We start from the raw sequence: 4,592 nt of genomic DNA, 5'->3' as shown, positions 1-4,592 counted from the left end.
TTCCTGGTGCTGGCGGCGCTGTACGAGAGCTGGACGATCCCGCTGTCGGTGATGCTGGTGGTGCCGCTGGGCCTGCTCGGTGCGGTGGCCGCGGTGATGCTGCGCGGCCTGCCCAACGACGTGTTCTTCAAGGTCGGCCTGATCACCATCATCGGCCTGTCGGCGAAGAACGCCATCCTCATCGTCGAGTTCGCCCGGCAACTGCACCGCGATGGCCAGGGCCTGCTCGAGGCGGCGACCAACGCCGCGCGCCTGCGCCTGCGCCCGATCCTGATGACCTCGCTGGCCTTCGCCCTGGGCGTGGTGCCGCTGATGCTGGCCAGCGGCGCCAGCGCAGAAACCCAGCACGCCATCGGCACCGGCGTGTTCGGCGGCATGGTCAGCGGCACGGTGCTGGCGATCTTCTTCGTGCCGGCATTCTTCGTCTGCGTGGTAGGGCTGCAGGAGCGGGTGGCGCGCTGGCGTGCGCGACGCGGCGGTGGTGCGTCTGCCGAGAACTAGATCGGCGCTGCCGCTGCCATTGTGGCCGTCGACTGTCGTGCAGCCGCGCCGCTCGACGTGGTGTGCTTTTCCGATGGCGCAATGCGTCGGGACTGAAGTCCCTCCCACAGTGCACACGACTGGCTCGCCGCGAGCGCCTGCGGGAGCGGCTTCAGCCGCGACGAGGCATCACTGGGAATACCTGTCGCGGCTGAAGCCGCTCCCACGAAAAAGAATCGCTGCCGTCGATCGGCGCTGAGCCGCACCTCTTCTCCTGGCCTCGCCCGATCTCAGGAGGTGAGACGCCGCTGCCGCATGCTTGCGCGCTCCCCGCTGCTGCCCTGGCGCCCTTGCTGCAGGACAGCCAGGTGCGCACATGCGCTGACGTCGGCAGCACTCACCCGGCCTCTCTGGGCCAGGCGGTGGGCAGTGCTATCCGCACACGCGATGCCCTTCAGTGCGGGCAAGCGACAGGCGCCACACCGGGGATCTCTCCATCGATGGATCGCACCATGTTCAAGGCACGAATCGGCGACCTGTTCGCCAGCCACGCCCACGTCCTCACGAATGCGGTCAATTGCACCGGCATCATGGGCAAGGGCATCGCGCAGGCGTTCAAGCGGCGCTATCCGGCGATGTTCGAGGACTATGCCGTGCGCTGCCGGGAAGGCCGCGTGCACATCGGCGAGCCCTATCTGTACGACGACGCCAGCGGCCTCCGCATTCTCAACTTCCCGACCAAGCGCCATTGGCGCTCGCCGTCGCGGCTGGAGGACATCGCGGCAGGGCTGGACTATCTCGCCGCGCGTCTGCGCGAATGGGACGTGCGCAGTCTTGCCCTGCCGCCGCTCGGCTGCGGCAACGGCGGTCTGGCCTGGGAGGAGGTCGGCCCGTTGATCTACCGCACGCTGGCGCACTTGCCGGTCGACATCGAGGTCTATGCGCCGTACGGCACGCCGCTGGCGCAACTCGAAACCGCCTTCCTGACGCGGCCGGCAAACGCCTCGACCGAGGGCATCGGCAAACGTACGGTGCCCCAGCCGGGCTGGATCGCGATCATGGAAGTGCTGCGGCGGCTGCAGGCCCGGCCGGAGGCGCGGCCGATCGGGCGCACGCTGTTCCAGACGCTCTGCTGGGCCATGACCGAACTGGGCGTACCGACCGGGCTGACCTTCGGCACTGCCGGCCGCGGCCCGCGCCAGGGCGACGTCCGGCCGATCCTGACCGACCTGGCCAACCGCAACTGGCTGCAGGAGCAGCCGCTGGGGCGGACCATGGCACTGCGCGCCTCGCCGCAGTACGACAAGGAGCATGCGCGGTTCGCCGCGGCGTATGCGCCCTACGACACCGAGATCGCGAAAGCCGTGGACCTGTTCGCACAGATCAAGAACATCGACCAGGCCGAGGACATCATGACGGTGTTCCAGGCCGCGCGCCGGCTGCAGGTGGCGCATCCCGGGCAGGCGCTCCCCGCGCAGCAACTGCATGCGCACCTGCTCGCTTCCAGGACCACGGCCGATTCCGAACAACCGCAGCAGGCGCTCGCCGAAGCGATCCGCATGCTGGTGGCGCTGGACTGGATACGCCTGAACTGAAGGCGTGCCAGGCGGGTGGAATCAGCGCGTTGCCGAGTCGAAGTCGGGCAGATCGCTCTTTCGTTCCACATGGCCTCTGCGTTCCGGCCGCGCAGAGTTCCGAGTTTGCCGCCTCGCTTCGGCAGCGGCCTGCCACCGCGATGGGTCCCGCATCACGCAGAACCACTCCACCCGCTCGCCAATGCCCGGCACAACCTGCAACCGGTCAGAAGCGCACGCGCCAGACGCTGTTGCCGACATCGTCGGCAATCAGCAACGCGCCGTCCTTGTCCTGCGCCAGGCCGACCGGGGCGCCGTATAGCTGCGACTCGTCCTGCGAGTGGAAGCCGCTGACCACGGTCTGCGGCGGGCCGACCGGCCGGCCCTGCTGGAACGGCACGTACACCACCTGGTAGCCGCTGAGCGGCGAGCGGTTCCAGCTGCCGTGCTCGGCCACGAACGCACCCTCGCGGTACTTCGCCGGCAGCGTATCGCCGCGGGAGAACCACAGGCCCAGCGCGGCCACATGCGAGCCCAACGCGTAGTCCGGCTTGATCGCCTTGGCCACCAGGTCCGGGCGCTTGTCCTTGACCCGCACATCCACGTTCTGTCCGTAGTAGCTGTACGGCCAGCCGTAGAAGCCGCCGTCCTGCACCGAGGTCAGGTAGTCGGGCACCAGGTCGGCGCCGATCTCGTCGCGCTCGTTGGCGATCGCCCACAGCTTGCCCGTGCGCGGCTCCCACTGCAGACCGGTCGGATTGCGGATGCCCGAGGCGAAGATGCGGCTGCTGGCCGAGGCCACGTCCACTTCCAGGACGGCCGCGCGGCGGTACTCCACGTCCAGCCCGTTCTCGCCGATGTTGCTGTTGGAGCCCACGCCGACGTACAGCTTGCGCCCGTCGGGGCTGGCCAGCAGTGCCTTGGTCCAATGGTGTTCGATGGTGCCGGGGAGATCGGCGAACAGCGTGCCGGGCGCGGTGATCTCGGTCTGGCCGGGGACGTAGGGGAACTTCATGATGTTGTCGGTGTTGGCGACGTACAGCGCATCGCCGATCAGTTGCACCCCGAACGGCGAGTGCAGCCCTTTCAGGAACGCATGCTGTTCCCACTTGCCGTCCGCGGTCCTGCGCAGCAGGGTGATGCGGTTGCCGCCCTTGGCGCTCTTGCCGGAGCGACTCTGGACCAGCCCCGCGATCAGTTGCTTGGGCGTGGTGACGGGTTCCATCCCGGGCGAATTGGCCTCCACCACCAGCACGTCGTCGTTGGGCAGCACGTACAGCTGGCGCGGATGTTTCAGGCCGCCGGCGATCTTCTCGATCTTCAGGCCAGCCGCCACGGTGGGCGCCTGCCCCTCCTTCCAGCCCACCCACTCGGGAACCTGCATCGGCGGCAGCAGGAAGTTGCGCGGCTGTGGCAGCGGCGGCGCGTTGCCCGCCTGCTGGGTGGGCTCGAGCGAGGCCTTGCCGCCGCAGGCGGCCAGGGCCATGGCGCAACTCAGCGCAAAAACGGACAGGCACAGGCGCTTAGCCATGGACGTAACCCTCGCGTGGCGTGGTGCGGATGGCGATGAGCACATGCCCGATCGCCAACAGCGCGACCGTGACGATCGAAAGCCAGAGCCCGGCCGGGACCACCGCATACGCATCGCGGCTGTGCACGAAGGAATTGAAGATGGCGGCGACGATGGCGAGCAGGTTCAGCCAGAAGTCGAGCCGTTCCACCGGCAGCGTGGAGCGCCGCGCGGTGATCCAGACCTGCACCAGGTTGATCAGGCGCGGCACGATGGCGATGACCAGCCCGATCGCGATCAGCCAGGCCGCCGCCTTGGTCCACAGGATCACGCCGCTGCGGGCATAGACGATGTCGAAGATCAGCGCGGCGACGAAGCAGCCGAACGGAATGGGATTGAGCAGGCCGTAGAAGGCGTTGGCCACCACGGAACGGCGCGGTGCAGTCTGCAGATGCATGAGACGGCTCTCGACGAAAGGAAGAAGGGGGCGAAGCGCTCGCTCAGCACGAACCCGCGGGACGCGCCGCTGTGAGGGTGCGACCCACTATCTGCCCGTTCCTGTCTAGAGGGCGTCGCGATGGCACTGCGCGCACCGAGTGCCATCGCGCATCGTCGCGGCGGCCGCCGCCGCGTTCGCCGCGCTAGGTGCGCTTGCGCGCGATCGGCGCGCCGCTGCTCTCGCGCACCGACAGGCGCACCGGCACGATCGTCCTGCGCGGCGGTACGGTCGCGTCCAGCCGCTCCAGTACCAGCTGCGCCGCCTGGCGGCCGCGGGCGCGTGGTTGCGCGGCGAGCGTGGTCAGCGCGGGCGTGCTCACCGCGGCTTCGGGGATGTCGTCGAAGCCGGTGATCGCGAAGTCCTGGCCCGGACGGATGCCGCGCGCCAGCAGGCCCAGCATCAGGCCCAGCGCGACCGTGTCGTTGTAGCAGACCGCCGCGGTGGGCGGCGCGTCGTGGGCGAACAGGTCGCCGTGGCGCGCCGCCGCTTCCAGGCGATTGGGCGCGGACTCGATCAGCCAGGCCGGATC

Annotated in this window: 5 protein-coding genes; 2 read left to right on the top strand and 3 right to left on the bottom strand. The window is 68.9% G+C overall.

From position 1 onward, the window contains the following. Both D183_RS0117245 and D183_RS0117240 read left to right on the top strand, forming a co-directional pair. Positions 1–501 (top strand): efflux RND transporter permease subunit (locus D183_RS0117245; RefSeq protein ID WP_017910098.1); only part of this gene is annotated, 501 nt, incomplete at its 5' end. A gap of 329 nt (positions 502–830) precedes the next feature. Beyond that, positions 831–2,075 (top strand): macro domain-containing protein, encoded by a 1,245-nt coding sequence (locus D183_RS0117240; RefSeq protein ID WP_232757301.1) that lies wholly within the window; start codon positions 831–833, stop codon positions 2,073–2,075. 205 nt (positions 2,076–2,280) lie between these two features. On the opposite strand, the gene D183_RS0117235 is transcribed toward D183_RS0117240, so the two are convergent. The 3 genes from D183_RS0117235 to D183_RS0117225 form a co-directional block, all read right to left on the bottom strand. Further along, a complete protein-coding gene (locus D183_RS0117235) occupies positions 2,281–3,585 on the bottom strand; it encodes a PQQ-dependent sugar dehydrogenase (RefSeq protein ID WP_026144585.1) in 1,305 nt (434 codons plus the stop codon). After that, positions 3,578–4,021 (bottom strand): DUF2231 domain-containing protein, encoded by a 444-nt coding sequence (locus D183_RS0117230; protein ID WP_017910095.1) that lies wholly within the window; start codon positions 4,019–4,021, stop codon positions 3,578–3,580. Before D183_RS0117230 ends, D183_RS0117235 begins: the two co-directional genes overlap by 8 nt. A 184-nt stretch (positions 4,022–4,205) precedes the next feature. Next, positions 4,206–4,592, bottom strand: a 387-nt coding sequence (locus D183_RS0117225) for a substrate-binding domain-containing protein (RefSeq protein ID WP_017910094.1), incomplete at its 5' end; no start/stop codon positions are given.

Origin of the sequence: Xanthomonas sp. SHU 199, from assembly GCF_000364665.1 — a bacterium.
In the GTDB taxonomy this organism is placed as follows: domain Bacteria; phylum Pseudomonadota; class Gammaproteobacteria; order Xanthomonadales; family Xanthomonadaceae; genus Xanthomonas_A; species Xanthomonas_A sontii.
The sequence above is the reverse complement of the archived record's forward strand: the minus strand, read 5'-3'. Positions and strand labels throughout refer to the sequence as shown.